Below are 19,531 nucleotides of genomic sequence, written 5' to 3' on the forward strand. Positions count from 1 at the left end.
TTTGTGTGATTTCATATGTGAGATCACGCAAATATGTGTTAATATAATAATTCTAATAGGTAAACTTTACATTACGTTGAACTGTTGGTTTAGTATGTATTTAATACATAACTATAATTTAATTATTTGCGTTTATCTTAATTTAAAAATAGATAAATAAATTATTGGGAGGTGAAAAGATGCCAACTATTAGCCAATTGGTAAGAAAAGGTAGAAAGACAACAGCAGTTAAGTCAACTGCACCAGCACTTAAAGAATGTCCACAAAAAAGAGGAGTATGTACAGTAGTTAAAACAACAACTCCTAAGAAACCTAACTCAGCGTTAAGAAAAATTGCCAGAGTAAGATTGACAAATGGATATGAAGTAACTGCATATATTGGTGGAGTGGGCCACAACTTACAAGAACATAGTGTTGTTCTAATAAGAGGTGGAAGAGTTAAAGACGTTCCTGGTGTTAGATACCATATTGTAAGAGGTGCATTAGATTGTGCTGGAGTAGCTAACAGATTACAAGGAAGATCAAAGTACGGTGCTAAGAAACCTAAACAAAAATAGGCTTTTTAATTAAAAATAGTGCTTATCTTCAACATGAGTTATAGATTTGAATTTCAGTTTATATAGATGTAAAAGATGTAGCGCTTTGCGGTGTTATAAAAATGCCGAGTACCGATGAACTTAAATTTAAAATGTTAAGGAGGGAAGAAAAGTGCCAAGAAAAGGACATATTGCAAAAAGAGATGTATTACCAGATCCAGTGTACAATTCAAAAGTTGTTACTAAATTTATAAACAGCATAATGGAAGATGGTAAGAAGGGTGTTGCCCAAAAGATATGCTATGAAGCATTTGAATTAATGGCAAAAAGAAGTGGAAAAGAAGCTTTAGAGGTATTTGAAGAAGCTATGAATAACGTAATGCCATTACTTGAAGTTAAAGCTAGAAGAATAGGTGGTGCTACATATCAAGTTCCAATAGAAGTTAGACCTGAAAGAAGACAGACATTAGGAATAAGATGGATGTTAATAGCAGCAAGAAAAAGAGGCGAAAAGCTAATGAGTGAAAGAGTTGCTGGTGAATTATTAGATGCATCTAATAACACAGGAGCAGCTGTTAAGAAGAGAGAAGATACTCATAAAATGGCAGAAGCTAATAAAGCATTTGCTCATTACAGATACTAATAAAAATAAAACTGTTTTGGCGTATGCTAAGGCAGTTTTGTCAAATTAAATTAAATTTACTCGTTGAGAGGAGGACAAATAAATGGCTAGAAAATATCCTTTAGATAAGTTTCGTAACTTTGGTATAATGGCTCATATTGATGCAGGTAAGACAACTACTACTGAACGTATATTGTTCTATACAGGAGTGAGTCATAAAATAGGAGAAGTTCATGATGGTGAAGCTACAATGGACTGGATGGTTCAAGAACAAGAAAGAGGTATAACAATTACTTCTGCAGCAACTTCATGTTTCTGGAAAGAACATGAACTTAATATTATAGATACTCCTGGTCACGTAGACTTTACTGTTGAAGTTGAAAGATCATTAAGAGTACTTGATGGAGCTGTTACAGTTCTTGATGCAAAGAGTGGTGTTGAACCACAAACTGAAACTGTTTGGAGACAGGCAGATAAGTATGGTGTACCAAGAATGATATATGTAAATAAAATGGATGCAACAGGTGCTGACTTCTTTAGATGTATTCAAACAGTTAAAGATAGATTGAAAGCAAATGCAGTACCAATTCAAATTCCAATAGGTAGTGAGCAAGGTTTCAAGGGAATGGTTGACCTTATAAAAAATGTTGCTTTTATATTTTATGATGATCTTGGAAAAGATATGAGAGAAGAAGAAATTCCAGCTGAATATGTTGAGCAAGCTGAAGAATATAGAAGTGCAATGATAGAAGCTATTGCTGAAACAGATGAAGAATTAATGGAAAAATATTTAGAAGGTGAAGAGCTTACAATTGAAGAGTTAAAAAATGCTTTAAGAAAAGCTACAATTGCTAACGAAATATATCCTTGTATTTGTGGTTCTTCATACAAAAACAAAGGTGTTCAAGAAATGATTGATGGAGTTGTAGATTACTTGCCATCACCATTAGATGTTCCAGCGATAAAAGGAACAACACTAGATGGAGAAGAAGATCATAGAAATTCTTCTGACTCTGAACCATTATCAGCTTTAGCATTCAAGATAGCTACTGATCCATTTGTTGGTAAATTAGCGTTCACAAGAATATATTCAGGTGTAATGCAAAGTGGTTCATATGTTCTTAACTCAACAAAAGGCAAGAAGGAAAGAATTGGTAGACTTGTTAAGATGCATTCAAATTCAAGATCTGAAGTTGAATCATTAGAAGCAGGGGAAATTGGTGCAGTAATTGGATTAAAGAACACTACAACAGGTGATACTTTGTGTGCAGAAAATAGTCCAATAATTCTTGAAGCTATGGAATTCCCAGAACCAGTTATAAATGTAGCTATTGAGCCAAAAACAAAAGATGCTCAAGAAAAGATGGGGATGGCATTAGCTAAGTTAGCAGAAGAAGATCCAACTTTTAAGACTTGGACTGACACAGAAACAGGTCAAACAATTATTGCAGGTATGGGAGAACTTCACTTAGAAATTATCGTTGATAGACTTCAAAGAGAATTTAAGGTTGAATGTAATGTTGGTGCTCCTCAAGTTGCATATAAAGAAACAATTAGAAGTGCTGTTAAAGCTGAAGCGAAATACGCTAAACAATCAGGTGGTAAGGGACAATACGGTCATGCTGTAATTGAAATGGAACCAACTGAAGGTGAATATGTATTTGAAAATGCAGTTGTTGGTGGTGCTATTCCTAAGGAATATATTCCAGCTATTGACAATGGTATTAGAGAAGCAGCTTTAAATGGTATTATTGCTGGATATAACGTTATTAACTTCAAAGTTAAGTTAGTACATGGTTCATACCATGAAGTTGACTCATCTGAAATGGCATTTAAGATTGCAGGATCTATGGCATTTAAGAATGCTATGGCGAAAGCAAGTCCAGTACTTCTTGAACCAATGATGAAAGTTGAAGTAACAGTTCCAGAAGAATATATGGGAGATGTTATTGGAGACATCAATTCAAGAAGAGGTAGAATGGAAGGAATGGAAGCTGTTAATGGAGCTCAAGTTATTAGAGCATTTGTTCCATTATCAGAAATGTTCGGTTATGCTACTTCATTAAGATCTAGAACTCAAGGTAGAGGAGTTTACTCAATGGTATTTGATCATTATGAAGAAGTACCAAAGAATATCCAAGAACAAATTGCTGGTAGCAGATCTAAATAATAAATGATTTTGTATCATGTTGTATAAAATTTTCTTGATTTTGAATAATTTTTATATAACATGATAAAAAACTGAATAATAGATATGGATATTAAAATATCTATAAGTTATAATATTTACGAAAAGATTCTTTAAATTAATGTCTATTAAGGGAGGAAAATTACAATGGCAAAAGCAAAGTATGAAAGAAGTAAGCCACACGTTAATATTGGAACAATAGGTCACGTAGACCATGGTAAGACAACATTAACAGCAGCAATAACAACAGTATTAGCAAACAAAGGATTTGCAGAAGCATTTAACTATGCAGATATTGATAAGGCTCCAGAAGAAAAAGAAAGAGGAATCACAATCAATACAGCACACGTTGAATACCAAACAGAAAACAGACACTATGCTCACGTTGACTGTCCAGGACATGCTGACTATGTTAAGAACATGATCACAGGAGCAGCACAAATGGATGGAGCTATCTTAGTTGTATCAGCAGCAGATGGTCCAATGCCACAAACAAGAGAACATATCTTACTTGGATCAAGAGTAGGTATCCAATATATCGTAGTATTCTTAAATAAAGCAGATATGGTAGATGATCCAGAATTATTAGAATTAGTTGAAATGGAAGTTAGAGAATTATTAAGTGAATATGACTTCCCAGGAGACGATATTCCAGTAATAACAGGATCAGCATTAAAAGCATTAGAAAACCCAACAGATGAAGAAGCAATTAAGCCAATCATGGACTTAATGGAAGCAGTAGATAGCTATATCCCAACTCCAGAAAGAGCAACAGATAAAGCATTCTTAATGCCAATCGAAGATGTATTCACAATTACAGGAAGAGGAACAGTTGCAACAGGAAGAGTTGAAGCTGGAATACTTCACGTAGGAGATGAAGTAGAAATCGTTGGATTATCAGAAGAAAAGAAGAAGGTTGTAGTAACTGGAATCGAAATGTTCAGAAAGTTATTAGACGAAGCGCAAGCAGGGGATAACATTGGAGCATTATTAAGAGGAGTTCAAAGAACTGATATTGAAAGAGGTCAAGTATTATCAAAACCAAATTCAGTACACCCTCACACAAAATTTGTAGGTCAAGTATACGTACTTAAGAAAGAAGAAGGTGGAAGACATACTCCATTCTTCGATGGATATAGACCACAATTCTATTTCAGAACAACAGACGTTACAGGATCAATCAAATTACCAGACGGAATGGAAATGGTAATGCCTGGAGATCACATTGATATGAATGTAGAATTAATCACTCCAATCGCAATGGATGAAGGATTAAGATTCGCTATCAGAGAAGGTGGAAGAACTGTAGGTTCTGGAGTTGTTACTAGTATAGTAGAATAGGAAATCTTATAAAAGCAAGGCATTTTACCTTGCTTTTATTTTACTAAAAATTGAAAAAATAAAAACAATCAATGTTAAGAGAATAAAGTCAAAAGTTGCTTGAAAATTACAGTAATCTGAATAAAAGTAGATTATAAAACAATAAATAAAAAAAGTTTATAAAATGTAAAAAAAAGCTTGAAAACACTATATAACAATAGTATAATTAAGAAGTTGCATAGCATACAGCTAAGAATTAAGAGGTTGCCGGGCTTCCGGGTAATTCTTAATGAGTAAGTTTGGATCTAGAATCCAACGACAGGGATTAAATCTGATGTCGGAGTGTTGCGAAACACCTGGAACAGTTTACAGAGGAATTGCTGTTGTGCGTTCGAAGTAAAACGTACATAAAAAGGAGGGAAATGAAATGTCAAAGCAAAAAATAAGAATTAGATTAAAAGCATTTGATCACACAATATTAGATCAATCCGCTGAAAAAATCGTTGAAACTGCTAAAACAACAGGCGCGAAGGTTGTAGGTCCAGTACCATTACCAACTGAAAAAGATGTTGTTACTATATTAAGAGCGGTTCATAAGTACAAAGATTCAAGAGAACAATTTGAGATAAGAACTCATAAGAGATTAATCGATATTGTTAATCCATCACCAAAAACTGTTGATGCATTAATGAGATTAAATCTTCCAGCAGGTGTTGATATAGAAATCAAGCTATAATACTGGAATAATATAAAAACGGCTAGTTATGATTGTTAACAGTCCGCTAATTAGTTTGGGAGGTGTAAATACATGAAAAAAGCTATAATAGGAAAGAAAATAGGAATGACACAGATTTTTGATGAAAAAGGAAAAGTGATTCCTGTAACTGTAGTTGAAGCTGGTCCATGTGTTGTTGTTCAAAAGAAAACATTAGAAAATGATGGTTATGAAGCAATACAAGTTGGTTTCGATGAAATTAGAGAAAAATTAGCTAATAAGCCAAGAAAAGGCCAATTTGCTAAAGCAGGAGTTAGCGTAAGAAGAACTCTTAAAGAATTCAGAATTGATGATATAAATCAATATGAAGTTGGAAATGAAATAAAAGCTGATGTATTTGAAGCTGGAGAAAAGGTTGATGTGTCTGCAGTATCTAAGGGAAAGGGTTTCCAAGGAGCTATAAAGAGATGGAATCAACATACAGGAGATATGACTCACGGTTCTAAGTTTAAGAGAGCACCTGGTTCAATGGGAGCTTCATCAGATCCATCTAGAACATTCAAAAATAAGAGAATGCCAGGACATATGGGATCTGTTAATACAACAGTGCTAAATTTAGAAGTTGTTAAAGTAATAGCTGAAAAGAATTTAATACTAATAAAGGGTGGAATCCCAGGGCCTAACAAAGGTACAGTAGTAATTAAAGATGCAGTTAAAGCTTAATTTCTGTAAGGAAAGGAGGAATTAGAATGCCTACAGTAGGAGTATTTAATAAAGAAGGAAACAAGGTTGCAGATATGGAACTTAATGAAAGTGTATTTGCAGCAGAAATCAATGAATATGCATTACATCAAGTAGTAGTTGCATTATTAGCTAACAAGAGACAAGGAACTCAATCAACTAAAACTAGATCTGAAGTTAGAGGAGGCGGAATCAAGCCTTGGAGACAAAAGGGTACTGGAAGAGCAAGACAAGGTTCTATCAGAGCACCACAATGGATCAAAGGTGGTATTGTGTTCGCACCAAAGCCAAGAGATTATAGAGTTTCAGTTCCAAAGAGCATGAGAAAAGTTGCTATGAAATCTGCTTTAACTAGCAAGGTTCAAGATAATCAAATGATCGTTCTTGATTCGTTGAATTTCGAAGCACCAAAAACTAAGAATATGGTTGAAATGTTAAAAGCTTTAGAAGCTAAGAAAGCATTAATTATAACAGCAGAATCTAATGAAGTTGTTTATAAGTCAGCAAGAAATATTCAAGGAATAAATATTATTCCAGCAAACAACATCAATGTATATGATTTATTAAAGTATGAAAAATTAATCATTACTAAAGATGCTGTATCAAAAATTGAGGAGGTGTACGCATAATGAAATTAACAAGCCATGATATAATAAGAAAGCCAATTATCACTGAAAAAAGTATGGCGTCTATGGCCGATAAGAAGTACACTTTCATAGTTCATGTTGATGCTAATAAATCTCAAATAAAGAGAGCTGTGGAAGAAGTTTTCAACGTTAAAGTTGAATCAGTTAATACTATAAACGGTATAGGTAAAACTAAAAGAATGGGCGTACATGTTGGTAAGAGAGCAGATTATAAGAAAGCTGTTGTTACATTAACTGAAGAAAGCAATGGAATTGAATTCTTCGAAGGAATGCAATAATAGTATAGTAAAGCCATTATTGGTGATAAACACCAGAGAAGCTTAAAGAAGGAGGGAATTTTAAATGGCAGTTAAAAAGTTTAACCCGATTACACCAGCAAGAAGACAAATGACTATGCCAACTTTTGAAGAAATAACTTCACAAGAACCGGAAAAGTCACTTCTTGTTGCGTTAAAAGTTAAAGCAGGTAGAAATAATCAAGGTAAAATCACTGTTAGACATCGTGGTGGTACCGTTAAAAGAAAATACAGAATAATAGATTTCAAAAGAAATAAAGATGAAGTTTCAGCAAAGGTTGCAACTATAGAATATGATCCAAACAGAACTGCATATATTGCACTTGTTGTATATGCAGATGGAGAAAAGAGATATATTCTTGCACCAGCAGGATTAAATGTTGGAGATGTTATTGAATCAGGAGTTAATGCTGATATCAAACCAGGAAATGCTCTTCCATTAAAGAATATCCCAGTTGGTACAGTAATTCATAATATAGAATTACAAAGAGGAAAAGGTGGCCAATTAGTTAGAGCAGCAGGAAATTCAGCTCAATTAATGGCTAAAGAAGGAGATTATGCAACTCTTAGATTACCATCAGGTGAAATGAGATATGTTAGAATCGAATGTAGAGCTACAATTGGAGCACTTTCTAATGCAACTAATGATATAGTTAATATCGGTAAAGCTGGTAGAAAGAGACATATGGGATGGAGACCAACAGTAAGAGGATCTGTAATGAACCCTAATGATCACCCTCACGGTGGTGGTGAAGGTAAATCACCAGTTGGTAGACCAAGTCCAGTTACTCCATGGGGTAAACCAGCACTTGGATATAAGACTAGAAAAACTAAAAAATATTCAGATAAATTTATTATCAAAGATAGAAGAACTAAGTAGTTTGAGGGGAATAATAAGTTCTCTTCAAAACTTAGAACTTAGTGCTTAGGAAGGGAGGCATATTAGTGAGTAGATCAACAAAGAAGGCACCTTTCGTTCATGAAGGGCTTTATAAGAAGATTGAAGAAATGAATGGTACTGGAGAAAAAAAGGTTGTTAAAACTTGGTCAAGAAGTTCAACAATTTTTCCACAATTTATTGGGCATACAATAGCTGTCCACGATGGAAGAAAGCATGTACCAGTATATATATCAGAAGATATGGTTGGCCATAAGTTAGGTGAATTTGTATTAACTAGAACTTATAAAGGTCATGAAGCAGATAAAACATCAAAAAGATAGCCTGGAAAGGAGGATCATAAATGGAAGCTAGAGCTATAGCAAAATATATCAGAATGTCTCCAACAAAAGTGGGAGTGATTCTTGATTTAATCAGAGGAAAACAAGTTAATGAAGCTTTTGCGATTTTACAATATACTCCAAGAGAAGCAGCAGTAGTAATAAACAAAGTTTTAAAATCAGCTGTTGCAAATGCTGAAAATAATTTGGAATTAAATGCTGATAACTTATATGTTTCAGAATGTTTTGTTGGTCAAGGATCAACATTAAAGAGATTCCAACCTCATGCTCAAGGTAGAGCATTTAAGATTTTAAAGAAAACAAGTAACATAACAGTAGTTGTTAAAGAAAGAGCATAATATAAAAGGAGGGAAAAGCAAGTGGGACAAAAAGTTAATCCTCATGGCCTTAGAGTAGGCGTTATCAAGGGATGGGATGCAAAATGGTATGCAAATAAAAAGAATTTTGCTGATAATCTTATTGAAGATAATAAAATTAGAAAATTTGTTAAAAAAGATCTTTTTGCAGCAGGTATTTCTAAAATTGAAATTGAAAGAGCTGCTAAGAGAGTTAAATTAAACATATATACAGCAAAGCCAGGTGTCGTTATAGGCAAAGGTGGATCAGGAATTGAGAATTTAAAGAATAAATTAACTCAATTTGTTGAGAGTAAAAATGTTTTAATAAACATAGTTGAAGTAAAAAGTGCAGAAGCTGATGCTCAATTAATGGCTGAAAATATTGCTGCACAATTAGAAAAGAGAATTTCATTCAGAAGAGCTATGAAGCAAACAATGCAAAGAGCTATGAAACATGGAATAAAAGGTGTAAAAACTTCATGTTCTGGTAGATTAGGTGGAGCTGAAATAGCAAGAACTGAACATTATCATGAAGGAACAATTCCACTACAAACATTAAGAGCTGATATTGAATATGGATTTGCTGAAGCAGATACAACATATGGAAAAATCGGAGTTAAAGTGTGGATTTATAATGGAGAAGTTCTTCCAACTAAGAAAGTAGAAAAGGAAGAAGCTAACGCATAGGAAAGGAGGAATAGATCATGTTAATGCCTAAGAGGGTAAAACATCGTAAGGTGCAACGTGGCAGAATGAAAGGTAAAGCAACAAGAGGTAATTTCTTAGCTTATGGCGATTACGGAATTCAAGCATTAAGCTGTGGATGGATAACTAGTAATCAAATTGAATCTGCCAGAATTGCTATCAATAGATACATTAAAAGAGGTGGAAAACTTTGGATAAAGATTTTCCCAGATAAGCCAGTTACAGAGAAACCAGCTGAAACAAGAATGGGTTCAGGTAAAGGATCACCAGAATACTGGGTTGCAGTAGTTAAGCCAGGTAGGGTTTTATTTGAATTATCAGGAGTACAAGAAGAAACTGCTAGAGAAGCAATGAGACTTGCTTCACACAAACTTCCTGTAAAGACAAAATTTGTTTCAAAAAGAGATTTTGAGGAAATGGGTGGTGAACAATAATGAAGGCTAGAGAATTAAAAGAATTGAAATCAAACAATCCTCAAGATTTAACAGTAAAATTGGGTGACCTTAAAGCAGAATTATTTAACTTAAGATTTCAATTAGCTACAGGACAATTAGAAAATCCAATGAGAATAAAAGAAGTTAAGAAATCTATAGCCCAAATAAAAACCATCTTAAGAGAAGAAGAATTAAAAGCATTGGAACAATAAAAGTTGGAAGGAGGTAAGCCCTAATGGAAAGATCATTAAGAAAGAAAAGAATTGGTAGGGTTGTTTCTGATAAAATGGAAAAGACTATTGTAGTTGCAGTTGAAACTAAGGTTAGACATCCGTTATATGGAAAAACAATTAATAGAACTACAAAGTTTAAAGTACATGATGAAAATAATGAAGCTAAAATTAATGATAGAGTATCAATAATGGAAACTAGACCTTTATCTAAGGATAAGAGATGGAGACTTGTTGAAATAGTTGAAAAGGCTAAATAAGCTTTAAAACTGAAAGGAGGTTAATGTAATGATACAACAACAAACCTTATTAAAGGTTGCAGATAATTCGGGTGCAAAGGAAATTATGTGTATCAGAGTCTTAGGCGGATCTAAAAGAAAGTTTGGTAATATTGGTGACATTATAGTAGCTAGTGTTAAAAGCGCAACACCAGGTGGAGTTGTTAAAAAGGGTGAAGTCGTAAAGGCAGTTGTAGTTAGATCAGTAAAAGGTGTAAGAAGAGTAGACGGTTCATATATTAAATTTGATGATAATGCAGCAGTTATAATCAAAGATGATAAGCAACCAAAAGGAACTCGTATCTTTGGACCTGTTGCTAGGGAGCTAAGAGATAAAGAATTTACTAAAATATTATCATTAGCACCAGAAGTTCTATAAGAGGAGGTGGCCAACTTGAAGATACATGTAAGAAAGAATGATACAGTTATTGTTATATCAGGAAAAGATAAAGGCAAAACTGGTGAAATATTAAAAGCATATCCAAAGACAGGAAAGATTCTTGTTCAAGGAGTTAATATAGTTAAGAAGCATCAAAAAGCAAATAAGGGTCAAGTTGAAAGCGCTATAATTGAAAAAGAAGCAGCAATCAGCAGCTCAAAAGTTATGTTATATTGTAACAAATGTAAGAATGCAACTAGAATTAGTAACAAAATCTTAGATGATGGTACTAAAGTTAGAGTATGTAAAAAATGCGGAGAAACATTCTAAAATTTGAAAGGAGGTAACTAATATGACAAGACTTCAAGAAAAATATCAAAAAGAAGTAATTCCAGCTATGATTGAGAAGTTTGGATACAAAAATATAATGGAAGTTCCAAAGCTAGAAAAGATCGTAATTAACATGGGCGTTGGAGAAGCTAAAGAAAATCAAAAGGTATTAGAATCAGCTGTTAATGATTTAACTTTAATAGCAGGTCAAAAGCCTATATTAACAAGAGCTAAAAAATCTGTAGCTAACTTTAAAATTAGAGAAAACATGCCTTTAGGCTGTAAAGTTACTTTAAGAAAAGCTAAAATGTTCGAATTTGCTGATAAGCTAATGAGCATTGCTTTACCAAGAGTTAGAGATTTTAGAGGAGTATCTTCTAAAGCTTTTGATGGTAGAGGAAATTATTCATTAGGTATTAAAGAACAATTAATATTCCCAGAAATAGAATATGATAAGATAGACAAAGTTAGAGGGATGGATATTATCTTCGTTACAACAGCAAATACTGACGAAGAAGCTAGGGAATTATTAAGATTCCTTGGAATGCCATTCGCTCAATAATAAGGAGGGAAACACATTGGCACGTAAGGCTATTATAGAAAAGTGGAGCAAAACTCCTAAATTCAAAACACAAGCTTATACAAGATGTAGAATATGTGGAAGACCACATGCCGTATTAAAAAAATATGGAGTATGCCGTATTTGTTTTAGAGAACTTGCTTATAAGGGCGAAATTCCAGGTTGTAGAAAAGCAAGTTGGTAATATATACAATGTACGAAAGGAGGCACATTTAAATGGTTATGACAGATCCTATAGCAGATTTATTAACTCGTGTAAGAAATGCTAATGCTGTAAGACATGAAATGGTAGAAGTACCTTCTTCAAATGTTAAGAAGGAAATAGCAAATATATTATTACAAGAGGGTTATATAAAAGAAATTAATGAATATAACGATGGAGTAGTTCCAATGTTAAGATTAGCTCTTAAATACGGTGCTAACAAAGAAAGAGTTATAACTGGTATTAAGAGAATTTCTAAGCCAGGATTAAGAGTTTACTGTAAGAAAGATGAAGTACCAAAGGTTCTTAATGGTTTAGGTATTGCTGTTGTTTCAACTTCAAATGGAATAATGGTAGATAGAGAAGCTAGAAAGAACGGATTAGGTGGAGAAGTAATCTGTTACGTTTGGTAATATTTCAGATAAATAAAACTAAAAAATTGCAAAATGCGATTTTAAAATAATACAGGAGGTGCAATTATGTCAAGAGTAGGTAGATTACCAATAGCTATTCCTGCTGACGTAACTGTTACTGTAACACCAGACAACGTTGTTACAGTTAAGGGACCAAAGGGTGAATTAGTTAAGACTATGCATAACGATATAAGTATAGTTGTCGAAAACAATGAAGTAATTGTTACTAGACATAGTGAACAAAAAGATCACAGAGCTCTTCACGGTTTAACAAGAGCATTAATTAATAATATGGTAATTGGAGTAAAACAAGGTTACCAAAAGACTTTAGATTTAGTTGGTGTTGGTTATAGAGCTCAATTACAGGGTAAAAAACTTGTAATGAACCTTGGATATTCACATCCAGTTGAAATTGAACCTATTGACGGAATCACATTTGAAACTCCAGCTGCAACTAGAGTAATAGTTAGTGGAATCGACAAAGAAAAAGTTGGATTTGCTGCAGCAGATATAAGAAAATGGAGAGTACCAGAACCATATAAGGGTAAAGGTATTAAGTATGAAAATGAAGTGATTAGACGTAAAGAAGGTAAGACTGGTAAGAAATAATAGAAAGGAGTGAGTTTTATGTTCAAGAAGGTAGACAAAAAGGCAAGCAGAGAAAAACGTCACCTAAGAGTTCGTAAAAAAGTTTTTGGTACTACAGAAAGACCAAGACTTTCAGTTTTTAAGAGCGAAAAGAATATTTATGCACAAGTAATTGATGATATAAATGGTGTTACATTAGTAGCTGCTTCAAGTTTAGATAAAGATTTCGCTGCTAAAGGTGGAAATAAAGAAGGTGCTAAACTTGTAGGTGAAGCTATCGCTAAAAGAGCAGTAGAAAAAGGAATTGATACAGTGGTATTTGATAGAGGTGGATACATATATCACGGAAGAATTCAAGAATTAGCACAAGCAGCTAGAGAAGCAGGCTTGAAATTCTAATAAACAAGGAGGGAAATAAATGAGAATCGATCCTAGTACACTAGACCTTAAAGAAAAGGTTGTTTTCATAAACAGAGTTACTAAGGTTGTTAAGGGTGGTAGAAACTTCAGATTCAGCGCTCTAGTTGTTGTCGGTGATGAGAACGGACACGTTGGAGTTGGAATGGGTAAGTCAATCGAAATCCCAGAAGCAATTAAAAAAGGAATAGAAGATGCTAAGAAAAACTTAGTAAGTGTTGCAATGGTAGGAACAACAATTCCTCATCAAGTTAACGGTAAGTTTGGAACAGCTAATGTTTTAATAATGCCAGCTAAAGAAGGTACAGGAGTTATCGCTGGAGGTCCAGCAAGAGCTGTACTTGAATTAGCAGGATTAAAGGATGTTAGAGCTAAATCATTAGGTTCAAACAATCCAAATAACATGGTAAGTGCTACAATAAACGGATTAGCAAGTTTAAGAACAGCTGAAGATATAGCTAAATTAAGAGGCAAATCTGTAGAAGAAATATTAGGTTAGGAGGTATTGCAATGGCAAAATTAAGAGTTACATTAGTAAAGAGCTTAATAGGCAGAAAAAAAGATCATATCGCTACTGCAAATGCTCTTGGACTTAAAAAAATAGGAAAAACAGTAGAACCTGAGGCAACACCTCAAGTACAAGGTATGATTAAGAAGATTGAATATCTATTAAAAGTGGAAGAAGTATAAGAATAAGGAGGTGCACTGAATATGAAACTTCACGAATTAAAGCCAGCAGCAGGTAGCAAAAAAGCGCCTAAAAGAATTGGTAGAGGTACTGGTTCTGGATTAGGAAGAAACGCTGGTAAAGGTGAAAAAGGTCAAAATGCAAGATCAGGTGGTGGTGTAAGACCTGGTTTTGAAGGAGGTCAAATGCCTTTATATAGAAGACTTCCTAAGAGAGGTTTTACAAACATTTTTGCTAAAAAATATGTTAGTATAAATCTTGATAGATTAAACATATTTGAAAATGGTACTGAAATTACTCCAGAAGTATTACTTGAAAGAAGAGTAGTAAGTAAAGTATTAGATGGAGTAAAAATTCTTGGAAACGGAACATTAGAAAAAAGCTTAACAGTTAAAGGATGTAAGTTCTCTAAGTCTGCTATAGAAAAGATTGAAGCAGCTGGGGGAAAAGTTGAGGTGATGTAAAGTGCTTCAAACTCTACGTAATGCATTCAAGGTTCCTGAACTTAGGAAAAAGATTTTATGGACAATATTATTAGTTGCAGTATTCAGGATGGGAAGTCATATTCCTCTTCCTGGAATTAATTCTGATTACCTAAAAAATTTATCCCAATCTGGAGGTTTATTAGGTTTTTATGATATGCTTTCAGGAGGTGCTTTTAGCAGATCCAGTATATTAGCACTAGGAGTTATGCCGTATATTAATGCATCAATCATAGTTCAATTGCTAACTGTTGCTATACCACAATTAGAACAACTTTCAAAAGAAGGAGATACGGGTAGGAAAAAGATACAAAATGCAACACGTTACGTATCTTTTGGAATTTCATTCGTATTAGCTTATGGAATTTTTGCAACTATTTCAAGTAGTGGAGCGACAGGTGGATTAAATTTTATCCAAAAAGGAATAATTGTTTTTGCATTAGTAGTTGGAACTACATTCTGTATGTGGTTAGGTGATCAACTTACCGTTAAAGGTATTGGTAATGGAACTTCTATACTAATATTTGTAAACATAATTTCAAGAGTTCCAATGACAATTGCTTCCATGATGACACTTAAGGAAGCTGGAAGTGCAAGTATTGTAGAAATTGTATTATTTGCAGTATTTGTTGTATTATTACTTGCAACTATATTATATTTTTCTTTATCAGAAAGAAGAGTACCAGTGCAATATGCAGGTAAATTTGCAGCAGGAAATAGCAGTATGGTAAAATCACAATCAACACATATTCCATTAAGCATAATTGGCTCGGCAGTTCTTGCAATCATATTTTCTATGTCAGTAATGGATTTTCCGAAGACAATAGCACAGCTGTTTGGTGGAGATAAAGAGTGGGCGAAGTGGATATTGACTAATCCTACATGTGTTTTCAACCAAAAAAGTTGGATGTATTTAGTATTGTATGCAATATTAACAATATTCTTTAACTGGTTCTATACTCAAATTACTTTTAAACCAGATGAAATGTCTGAAAACTTACACAAGTCAGCAGGTTTTGTACCAGGAGTAAGACCAGGAGAAGAAACAACAATATTTTTTGAAAAAGTTCTAAATAGAGTATCATTTATTGGTGGAATATTAGCAGCAATATTAGCAGTTACCCCAGTACTTGTACAAAATTATACTGAGTTTCAGAATATATCTTTTTCAGGAACTGGATTATTAATTGTAATAAATGTTGCATTAGATTTTACTAGAAAAGTGGAATCACAAATGGTGGTTAGACACTATAAAGGATTTCTTAAATAGATTAGAATAAATGGAGATGAAGCCAGTGAAGATAGTATTACTAGGTCCTCCTGGAGCTGGAAAAGGAACACAGGCTAAATCAATCAGTAATAAATATTCAATACCACATATTTCTACAGGAGACATTTTTAGAAAAAACATTTCTGAAAACACTCCTTTAGGAATAGAAGCAAAAAGTTATATGGATAACGGACAGTTAGTTCCTGATGAAGTAACTATCAACATGGTAAAGGATAGATTACAACAGGATGATTGTAAAGTTGGATATTTACTAGATGGTTTTCCAAGAACTGTGGCACAAGCAGAAGCTCTTAACAACTTTCTTATGGAAAGAGGAGAACAATTAGATACTGCACTATTAATTAAAGTACCTAATGAGTTTATCCTTGAAAGAATGACTGGTAGAAGAGTATGTCCATCATGTGGAGCAAGTTATCATGTTAAATTTAATCCTCCAACAAATGAGGGAAAATGTGATTTGTGTGGAAGTGAAGTTATACAAAGAAAAGACGATACAGTTGAAACTGTAAAAGAGAGATTGGATGTATATCAAAGAGAAACACAACCATTAATTGAATTTTATAGTGAAAAAAACTTGCTTTCGGAAGTCGATGGTACAAAAGCTATTAATGAAGTTTTCAGGGGAATATGCGAAATGTTAGGTAACAATAAATAATGATTATTATAAAAAATCATGAAGAAATTGCCATAATGAGAAAAGCAGGTAGAATAGTAGGAGAAACTCTACTATTGCTTGAAAAAGAAGTAAAACCTGGTATAACAACTGCAAATTTAGATAGAATGGCAGAAGAATTTATAACTAAGCATGGAGCAAAACCTTCATTTAAAGGCTTATATGGTTTTCCTTCGTCACTATGTATTTCAGTAAATGAGCAAGTAATACATGGATTTCCAGGATCATATGTTCTTAAAGAAGGGGATATAGTAAGTATAGACTGTGGAGCATCGTTTGATGGATATCATGGTGATGCTGCAAGAACCTTTCCAGTTGGAAATATTTCAGTAGAAGCTCATAAATTGATTGATATAACAAAAGAAAGTTTTTTCCAAGGTATAAAGTTTGCAAAAACAGGAAATAAATTAACTGATATATCACATGAGATACAAAGCTACGTAGAAGCTGCAGGTTTCTCAGTTGTAAGAGATTTTGTAGGGCATGGGATTGGACGAAGAGTTCATGAAGATCCCAATGTACCCAATTTTGGTAAATCTGGTAGAGGTCCTAAATTGGTTGAAGGTTTGGTATTAGCAATAGAACCTATGGTTAATATAGGAACTCACAAGGTTAAAACATTAAAAGATGGATGGACAGTTGTAACGGCAGATTTTTCTCTATCAGCACATTATGAGAATACAGTTGCAATTTTATCAGATGGACCTGAAATATTAACACTGATTAAGTAGAAAAAAGAGTGTTGCTTAGTTATAAATTTGCATAATACCATTATGGTGATGCTAATTTATACTAAGGTAATCATAGAGGTGAAAAATTTGCAAAACAATGACTTGATTGGAAAAGTGGTACTCTCAAAAGCAGGAAGAGATATAAATGATTTGTATGTTATTGTTAGGCAGATAGATAATAATTATGTATTACTGGCTAACGGAAATACAAGATTAGTCGAAAAGCCTAAAAAGAAGAAAATTAAGCACTTAAGTATTTTAGAAGATATAGATGACGAATTATTATTATTAATACAATCATGCAATAAGAGTACTAATTTAAAAATTAAGAGATTTCTAAAACTTAGAGGCATTGTTAAGGAGGGTTGATTACCTTATGTCAAAAGATGATGTAATAGAAATGCAAGGAACAGTACTAGAATCTTTACCTAACGCTATGTTTCAAGTTGAACTTGAAAGTGGTCATAAGATTTTAGCACATATATCAGGTAAATTAAGAATGAACTTCATAAGAATTTTACCAGGAGACAAAGTTACTGTAGAACTTTCTCCTTATGATTTAACAAGAGGTAGAATTACATGGAGAGCTAAATAAGTTGATAAAACTTATTTAATATCTATCGTAAAAGTAATATGAGGAGGGTTAGCTATGAAAGTAAGACCATCAGTTAAGCCTATTTGTGAAAAGTGCAAAGTAATTAAAAGAAAAGGTAAAGTCATGGTAATCTGTGAAAATCCTAAGCACAAGCAAAAACAAGGCTAGTTATCTAATGTACAATATAATTTGTATTAAAATAAATGTAAATTATATTGACATTTTAGCAAAAGTCAAATATGATTATATAGTCGTTTAATTAATCAAAAATAAATTTTAGGGCGGCTGGCAATAGAATTTATTCTATTGACCTAAAATTTTATTATAAATAAAATCAACTTTTATACATTTCAATTATCAGGAGGTGTAAATTTTAATGGCAAGAATATCAGGTATTGACCTACCAAGAGAAAAAAGAGTTGAAATAGGTTTAACTTATATATATGGAATAGGATTATCAACTTCACAAAAAATCTTAGCTTCAACAGGAATTAATCCAGATACAAGAGTTAAAGATTTATCAGAAGAAGAAGTTAATGAAATCAGAACTTATATCAACAAAAACTTAATGGTTGAAGGTGACTTAAGAAGAGATGTTGCTTTAAACATTAAGAGATTAGTAGAAATTGGATCATACAGAGGAATTAGACATAGAAGAGGTCTTCCAGTAAGAGGACAAAAGACTAAGACTAATGCAAGAACTAGAAAAGGTCCTAAGAAGACAATAGCAAATAAGAAGAAATAGTAAGGAGGGAAGATAATGGCAGCTAAAGCAGTTAAGAAGACTAGAAGAAAAAAAGAAAGAAAGAATGTTGAGCATGGTGCTGCACACATTAAGTCAACTTTTAATAATTCTATAGTTACTTTAACAGATGCAGTAGGAAATGCTTTATCATGGTCAAGTGCTGGAGCACTAGGCTTTAGAGGATCAAGAAAAAGCACACCATTTGCAGCACAAATGGCAGCAGAAACTGCAGCTAAAGTAGCAATGGAACATGGCTTGAAAAGCATAGAAGTTTATGTTAAAGGACCTGGTTCTGGAAGAGAAGCAGCTATAAGATCCTTACAAGCAGCAGGTTTAGAAGTAACTTTAATTAAAGATGTTACTCCAATTCCACATAATGGTTGTAGACCACCAAAGAGAAGAAGAGTCTAATATAATCGTAGTAATAGGAGGTGTAATTTAATGGCAAGATATACTGGCGCTACATGTAGATTATGTAGAAGAGAAGGTATGAAACTTTTCCTTAAAGGTGATAGATGTTTTACAGATAAATGTGCTTTTGTAAGAAGAAGCTATGCACCAGGACAACATGGAGCTAGCAAGAAGAAGTTATCAAACTATGGTGTTCAATTAAGAGAAAAGCAAAAAGCAAGAAGAATTTATGGCGTTTTAGAAAGCCAATTTAGAACATATTATGAAAAAGCTGAGCATATTAAAGGTATAACAGGTGAAAACTTACTTAGATTACTAGAAATGAGACTTGATAATGTAATTTATAGATTAGGTTATGGTGCATCAAGAAGTGAAGCAAGACAATTAGTAACTCACGGGCATTTCTTAGTAAATGGTAAGAAGGTTGACATTTGTTCATACCATGTTGCAGTTAATGATGTGATTACAGTATGTGATAAAAGTAGATCAAGTGAGAAATTTAAGACTTTTGTTGAAAATCCAAAAACTTTACCAAAATGGTTAGAAGCTAATGTTGATAACTATGAAGGAAAAGTAGTTGCAGAGCCATCAAGAGAAGATATAGATGTGCCTGTTAATGAAACACTTATTGTTGAGTTATATAGTAAATAGTATATTTATATTTGTTAGAGAAATTTATCACAATATATGCAAATATAGAATCAGTTGCCCTCATAA

At 33.2% G+C, this 19,531-nt stretch carries 34 protein-coding genes; all 34 read left to right on the forward strand.

Features of this window, described 5'->3' with window-relative positions; genetic code table 11:
• Positions 1–179: 179 nt before the first annotated feature.
• On the forward strand, positions 180–557 hold the full coding sequence (gene rpsL, locus CSPA_RS00900; RefSeq protein WP_015390335.1) for a 30S ribosomal protein S12: 378 nt from the start codon (positions 180–182) through the stop codon (positions 555–557).
• A 151-nt stretch (positions 558–708) separates the two neighbouring features.
• Positions 709–1,179 (forward strand): 30S ribosomal protein S7, encoded by a 471-nt coding sequence (rpsG, locus tag CSPA_RS00905; RefSeq protein WP_015390336.1) that lies wholly within the window; start codon positions 709–711, stop codon positions 1,177–1,179.
• An 82-nt stretch (positions 1,180–1,261) separates the two neighbouring features.
• The gene (gene fusA, locus CSPA_RS00910; RefSeq protein WP_015390337.1) at positions 1,262–3,328 is read left to right on the forward strand and encodes an elongation factor G; all 2,067 of its coding nucleotides are present in this window, start codon (positions 1,262–1,264) and stop codon (positions 3,326–3,328) included.
• A 165-nt stretch (positions 3,329–3,493) separates the two neighbouring features.
• A complete protein-coding gene (tuf, locus tag CSPA_RS00915) occupies positions 3,494–4,687 on the forward strand; it encodes an elongation factor Tu (RefSeq protein WP_015390326.1) in 1,194 nt (397 codons plus the stop codon).
• Positions 4,688–5,093: 406 nt separating this feature from the next.
• Positions 5,094–5,402, forward strand: a complete 309-nt coding sequence (gene rpsJ / locus CSPA_RS00920) for a 30S ribosomal protein S10 (RefSeq protein WP_008426564.1) — start codon at positions 5,094–5,096, stop codon at positions 5,400–5,402.
• A gap of 72 nt (positions 5,403–5,474) precedes the next feature.
• Complete coding sequence (rplC, locus tag CSPA_RS00925) at positions 5,475–6,104, forward strand: 50S ribosomal protein L3 (protein WP_015390338.1); 630 nt, start codon at positions 5,475–5,477, stop codon at positions 6,102–6,104.
• 26 nt (positions 6,105–6,130) lie between these two features.
• On the forward strand, positions 6,131–6,751 hold the full coding sequence (gene rplD, locus CSPA_RS00930; protein WP_015390339.1) for a 50S ribosomal protein L4: 621 nt from the start codon (positions 6,131–6,133) through the stop codon (positions 6,749–6,751).
• Positions 6,751–7,047, forward strand: a complete 297-nt coding sequence (rplW, locus tag CSPA_RS00935; protein ID WP_015390340.1) for a 50S ribosomal protein L23 — start codon at positions 6,751–6,753, stop codon at positions 7,045–7,047. Before rplD ends, rplW begins: the two co-directional genes overlap by 1 nt.
• Before the next feature lie 64 nt (positions 7,048–7,111).
• Entirely contained in the window at positions 7,112–7,945 is an 834-nt protein-coding gene (gene rplB, locus CSPA_RS00940; protein WP_015390341.1) for a 50S ribosomal protein L2, read from the forward strand.
• A 65-nt stretch (positions 7,946–8,010) separates the two neighbouring features.
• The gene (gene rpsS / locus CSPA_RS00945) at positions 8,011–8,286 is read left to right on the forward strand and encodes a 30S ribosomal protein S19 (RefSeq protein WP_015390342.1); all 276 of its coding nucleotides are present in this window, start codon (positions 8,011–8,013) and stop codon (positions 8,284–8,286) included.
• Positions 8,287–8,306: 20 nt separating this feature from the next.
• Entirely contained in the window at positions 8,307–8,642 is a 336-nt protein-coding gene (rplV, locus tag CSPA_RS00950) for a 50S ribosomal protein L22 (RefSeq protein WP_009167817.1), read from the forward strand.
• A 21-nt stretch (positions 8,643–8,663) separates the two neighbouring features.
• The gene (gene rpsC / locus CSPA_RS00955; protein WP_015390343.1) at positions 8,664–9,329 is read left to right on the forward strand and encodes a 30S ribosomal protein S3; all 666 of its coding nucleotides are present in this window, start codon (positions 8,664–8,666) and stop codon (positions 9,327–9,329) included.
• A gap of 17 nt (positions 9,330–9,346) precedes the next feature.
• On the forward strand, positions 9,347–9,781 hold the full coding sequence (gene rplP / locus CSPA_RS00960; protein ID WP_015390344.1) for a 50S ribosomal protein L16: 435 nt from the start codon (positions 9,347–9,349) through the stop codon (positions 9,779–9,781).
• Positions 9,781–9,993 (forward strand): 50S ribosomal protein L29, encoded by a 213-nt coding sequence (gene rpmC, locus CSPA_RS00965; RefSeq protein WP_015390345.1) that lies wholly within the window; start codon positions 9,781–9,783, stop codon positions 9,991–9,993. Before rplP ends, rpmC begins: the two co-directional genes overlap by 1 nt.
• A 23-nt stretch (positions 9,994–10,016) precedes the next feature.
• Entirely contained in the window at positions 10,017–10,271 is a 255-nt protein-coding gene (gene rpsQ / locus CSPA_RS00970; protein ID WP_015390346.1) for a 30S ribosomal protein S17, read from the forward strand.
• A 28-nt stretch (positions 10,272–10,299) separates the two neighbouring features.
• A complete protein-coding gene (rplN, locus tag CSPA_RS00975) occupies positions 10,300–10,668 on the forward strand; it encodes a 50S ribosomal protein L14 (protein ID WP_015390347.1) in 369 nt (122 codons plus the stop codon).
• A gap of 15 nt (positions 10,669–10,683) precedes the next feature.
• The gene (rplX, locus tag CSPA_RS00980) at positions 10,684–10,998 is read left to right on the forward strand and encodes a 50S ribosomal protein L24 (protein ID WP_015390348.1); all 315 of its coding nucleotides are present in this window, start codon (positions 10,684–10,686) and stop codon (positions 10,996–10,998) included.
• 22 nt (positions 10,999–11,020) lie between these two features.
• A complete protein-coding gene (rplE, locus tag CSPA_RS00985) occupies positions 11,021–11,560 on the forward strand; it encodes a 50S ribosomal protein L5 (RefSeq protein WP_015390349.1) in 540 nt (179 codons plus the stop codon).
• A gap of 16 nt (positions 11,561–11,576) precedes the next feature.
• Positions 11,577–11,762: a type Z 30S ribosomal protein S14 gene (locus CSPA_RS00990; RefSeq protein WP_015390350.1), complete on the forward strand. Its 186-nt coding sequence runs from the start codon at positions 11,577–11,579 to the stop codon at positions 11,760–11,762.
• A 32-nt stretch (positions 11,763–11,794) separates the two neighbouring features.
• Entirely contained in the window at positions 11,795–12,193 is a 399-nt protein-coding gene (rpsH, locus tag CSPA_RS00995; RefSeq protein WP_015390351.1) for a 30S ribosomal protein S8, read from the forward strand.
• A 66-nt stretch (positions 12,194–12,259) separates the two neighbouring features.
• Positions 12,260–12,802, forward strand: a complete 543-nt coding sequence (gene rplF / locus CSPA_RS01000; protein WP_015390352.1) for a 50S ribosomal protein L6 — start codon at positions 12,260–12,262, stop codon at positions 12,800–12,802.
• Positions 12,803–12,820: 18 nt separating this feature from the next.
• Positions 12,821–13,180, forward strand: coding sequence for a 50S ribosomal protein L18 (rplR, locus tag CSPA_RS01005; protein WP_015390353.1), 360 nt, complete (start codon positions 12,821–12,823; stop codon positions 13,178–13,180).
• Between the two features lie 19 nt (positions 13,181–13,199).
• Entirely contained in the window at positions 13,200–13,697 is a 498-nt protein-coding gene (rpsE, locus tag CSPA_RS01010) for a 30S ribosomal protein S5 (protein WP_009167829.1), read from the forward strand.
• A gap of 11 nt (positions 13,698–13,708) precedes the next feature.
• Positions 13,709–13,888: a 50S ribosomal protein L30 gene (gene rpmD / locus CSPA_RS01015; protein WP_008426606.1), complete on the forward strand. Its 180-nt coding sequence runs from the start codon at positions 13,709–13,711 to the stop codon at positions 13,886–13,888.
• A 21-nt stretch (positions 13,889–13,909) separates the two neighbouring features.
• On the forward strand, positions 13,910–14,350 hold the full coding sequence (gene rplO / locus CSPA_RS01020; protein ID WP_015390354.1) for a 50S ribosomal protein L15: 441 nt from the start codon (positions 13,910–13,912) through the stop codon (positions 14,348–14,350).
• Between the two features lies 1 nt (position 14,351).
• Positions 14,352–15,638, forward strand: a complete 1,287-nt coding sequence (gene secY / locus CSPA_RS01025; RefSeq protein ID WP_015390355.1) for a preprotein translocase subunit SecY — start codon at positions 14,352–14,354, stop codon at positions 15,636–15,638.
• 25 nt (positions 15,639–15,663) lie between these two features.
• Positions 15,664–16,314 (forward strand): adenylate kinase, encoded by a 651-nt coding sequence (locus tag CSPA_RS01030; RefSeq protein ID WP_015390356.1) that lies wholly within the window; start codon positions 15,664–15,666, stop codon positions 16,312–16,314.
• Entirely contained in the window at positions 16,314–17,063 is a 750-nt protein-coding gene (gene map, locus CSPA_RS01035) for a type I methionyl aminopeptidase (protein ID WP_015390357.1), read from the forward strand. The genes CSPA_RS01030 and map overlap by 1 nt, the downstream gene beginning before the upstream one ends.
• 87 nt (positions 17,064–17,150) lie before the next feature.
• Positions 17,151–17,432 (forward strand): KOW domain-containing RNA-binding protein, encoded by a 282-nt coding sequence (locus tag CSPA_RS01040; protein ID WP_015390358.1) that lies wholly within the window; start codon positions 17,151–17,153, stop codon positions 17,430–17,432.
• A 7-nt stretch (positions 17,433–17,439) separates the two neighbouring features.
• Positions 17,440–17,658, forward strand: a complete 219-nt coding sequence (infA, locus tag CSPA_RS01045) for a translation initiation factor IF-1 (protein ID WP_002582630.1) — start codon at positions 17,440–17,442, stop codon at positions 17,656–17,658.
• A gap of 54 nt (positions 17,659–17,712) precedes the next feature.
• Positions 17,713–17,826, forward strand: a complete 114-nt coding sequence (rpmJ, locus tag CSPA_RS01050) for a 50S ribosomal protein L36 (protein ID WP_002509257.1) — start codon at positions 17,713–17,715, stop codon at positions 17,824–17,826.
• Positions 17,827–18,034: 208 nt separating this feature from the next.
• The gene (gene rpsM, locus CSPA_RS01055; protein WP_015390359.1) at positions 18,035–18,403 is read left to right on the forward strand and encodes a 30S ribosomal protein S13; all 369 of its coding nucleotides are present in this window, start codon (positions 18,035–18,037) and stop codon (positions 18,401–18,403) included.
• Between the two features lie 15 nt (positions 18,404–18,418).
• The gene (rpsK, locus tag CSPA_RS01060) at positions 18,419–18,814 is read left to right on the forward strand and encodes a 30S ribosomal protein S11 (protein ID WP_008426625.1); all 396 of its coding nucleotides are present in this window, start codon (positions 18,419–18,421) and stop codon (positions 18,812–18,814) included.
• A 30-nt stretch (positions 18,815–18,844) separates the two neighbouring features.
• Complete coding sequence (rpsD, locus tag CSPA_RS01065; protein ID WP_015390360.1) at positions 18,845–19,465, forward strand: 30S ribosomal protein S4; 621 nt, start codon at positions 18,845–18,847, stop codon at positions 19,463–19,465.
• Positions 19,466–19,531: the final 66 nt, after the last annotated feature.

The sequence above is a fragment of the Clostridium saccharoperbutylacetonicum N1-4(HMT) genome, from assembly GCF_000340885.1.
GTDB classification, from domain to species: domain Bacteria; phylum Bacillota; class Clostridia; order Clostridiales; family Clostridiaceae; genus Clostridium; species Clostridium saccharoperbutylacetonicum.

What these genes read in the sequence shown, in the direction of transcription:
- rpsL (WP_015390335.1), top strand. Translation starts at nt 180, where the DNA reads ATGCCAACTATTAGCCAATTGGTAAGAAAAGGTAGAAAGACAACAGCA.
- fusA (WP_015390337.1), top strand. Translation starts at nt 1,262, where the DNA reads ATGGCTAGAAAATATCCTTTAGATAAGTTTCGTAACTTTGGTATAATG.
- tuf (WP_015390326.1), top strand. Translation starts at nt 3,494, where the DNA reads ATGGCAAAAGCAAAGTATGAAAGAAGTAAGCCACACGTTAATATTGGA.
- rpsJ (WP_008426564.1), top strand. Translation starts at nt 5,094, where the DNA reads ATGTCAAAGCAAAAAATAAGAATTAGATTAAAAGCATTTGATCACACA.
- rplC (WP_015390338.1), top strand. Translation starts at nt 5,475, where the DNA reads ATGAAAAAAGCTATAATAGGAAAGAAAATAGGAATGACACAGATTTTT.
- rplD (WP_015390339.1), top strand. Translation starts at nt 6,131, where the DNA reads ATGCCTACAGTAGGAGTATTTAATAAAGAAGGAAACAAGGTTGCAGAT.
- rplW (WP_015390340.1), top strand. Translation starts at nt 6,751, where the DNA reads ATGAAATTAACAAGCCATGATATAATAAGAAAGCCAATTATCACTGAA.
- rplB (WP_015390341.1), top strand. Translation starts at nt 7,112, where the DNA reads ATGGCAGTTAAAAAGTTTAACCCGATTACACCAGCAAGAAGACAAATG.
- rplV (WP_009167817.1), top strand. Translation starts at nt 8,307, where the DNA reads ATGGAAGCTAGAGCTATAGCAAAATATATCAGAATGTCTCCAACAAAA.
- rplP (WP_015390344.1), top strand. Translation starts at nt 9,347, where the DNA reads ATGTTAATGCCTAAGAGGGTAAAACATCGTAAGGTGCAACGTGGCAGA.
- rpmC (WP_015390345.1), top strand. Translation starts at nt 9,781, where the DNA reads ATGAAGGCTAGAGAATTAAAAGAATTGAAATCAAACAATCCTCAAGAT.
- rpsQ (WP_015390346.1), top strand. Translation starts at nt 10,017, where the DNA reads ATGGAAAGATCATTAAGAAAGAAAAGAATTGGTAGGGTTGTTTCTGAT.
- rplN (WP_015390347.1), top strand. Translation starts at nt 10,300, where the DNA reads ATGATACAACAACAAACCTTATTAAAGGTTGCAGATAATTCGGGTGCA.
- rplE (WP_015390349.1), top strand. Translation starts at nt 11,021, where the DNA reads ATGACAAGACTTCAAGAAAAATATCAAAAAGAAGTAATTCCAGCTATG.
- rpsH (WP_015390351.1), top strand. Translation starts at nt 11,795, where the DNA reads ATGGTTATGACAGATCCTATAGCAGATTTATTAACTCGTGTAAGAAAT.
- rplF (WP_015390352.1), top strand. Translation starts at nt 12,260, where the DNA reads ATGTCAAGAGTAGGTAGATTACCAATAGCTATTCCTGCTGACGTAACT.
- rplR (WP_015390353.1), top strand. Translation starts at nt 12,821, where the DNA reads ATGTTCAAGAAGGTAGACAAAAAGGCAAGCAGAGAAAAACGTCACCTA.
- rpsE (WP_009167829.1), top strand. Translation starts at nt 13,200, where the DNA reads ATGAGAATCGATCCTAGTACACTAGACCTTAAAGAAAAGGTTGTTTTC.
- rpmD (WP_008426606.1), top strand. Translation starts at nt 13,709, where the DNA reads ATGGCAAAATTAAGAGTTACATTAGTAAAGAGCTTAATAGGCAGAAAA.
- rplO (WP_015390354.1), top strand. Translation starts at nt 13,910, where the DNA reads ATGAAACTTCACGAATTAAAGCCAGCAGCAGGTAGCAAAAAAGCGCCT.
- map (WP_015390357.1), top strand. Translation starts at nt 16,314, where the DNA reads ATGATTATTATAAAAAATCATGAAGAAATTGCCATAATGAGAAAAGCA.
- infA (WP_002582630.1), top strand. Translation starts at nt 17,440, where the DNA reads ATGTCAAAAGATGATGTAATAGAAATGCAAGGAACAGTACTAGAATCT.
- rpmJ (WP_002509257.1), top strand. Translation starts at nt 17,713, where the DNA reads ATGAAAGTAAGACCATCAGTTAAGCCTATTTGTGAAAAGTGCAAAGTA.
- rpsM (WP_015390359.1), top strand. Translation starts at nt 18,035, where the DNA reads ATGGCAAGAATATCAGGTATTGACCTACCAAGAGAAAAAAGAGTTGAA.
- rpsK (WP_008426625.1), top strand. Translation starts at nt 18,419, where the DNA reads ATGGCAGCTAAAGCAGTTAAGAAGACTAGAAGAAAAAAAGAAAGAAAG.
- rpsD (WP_015390360.1), top strand. Translation starts at nt 18,845, where the DNA reads ATGGCAAGATATACTGGCGCTACATGTAGATTATGTAGAAGAGAAGGT.